At 53.1% G+C, this 254-nt stretch carries 1 protein-coding gene; it reads right to left on the bottom strand.

Translation table 11 applies throughout. The annotated features are described in order from the left end of the window. Positions 1-6: 6 nt before the first annotated feature. The coding region (locus tag GTGU_RS23835) for a putative holin (RefSeq protein WP_038164059.1) at positions 7-254 on the bottom strand (248 nt) is incomplete at its 5' end.

The following is a 254-nucleotide window of genomic DNA, read 5'->3' as shown; positions in this document are numbered from 1 at the left end:
GGCAGGTCACTTGTCACCATCTTTACCCCCTCCGCGCAATCGCGAAAGAACGTCTAACAGCGAGTCCAGCCCCTGCACATTGATAAAGGTCAGCGCCTTGATAGTGATCGCCGAAACAATCACAGCCCCCAGCGCATCTAACGGTTTGTCATTGTACCCTGTCCACGCTGCCAGCATTGAACCGAACAGATCAGCCCCCAGCACGCCGACGATGAAAGATGTCAGGAAACAAAAAATCAGCCTGAGCATGGTAA

The sequence above is a fragment of the Trabulsiella guamensis ATCC 49490 genome (assembly GCF_000734965.1).
In the GTDB taxonomy this organism is placed as follows: Bacteria; Pseudomonadota; Gammaproteobacteria; order Enterobacterales; family Enterobacteriaceae; genus Trabulsiella; species Trabulsiella guamensis.
Note: the sequence above shows the minus strand (reverse complement) of the source record. Positions and strands in the feature narration are given on the sequence as shown.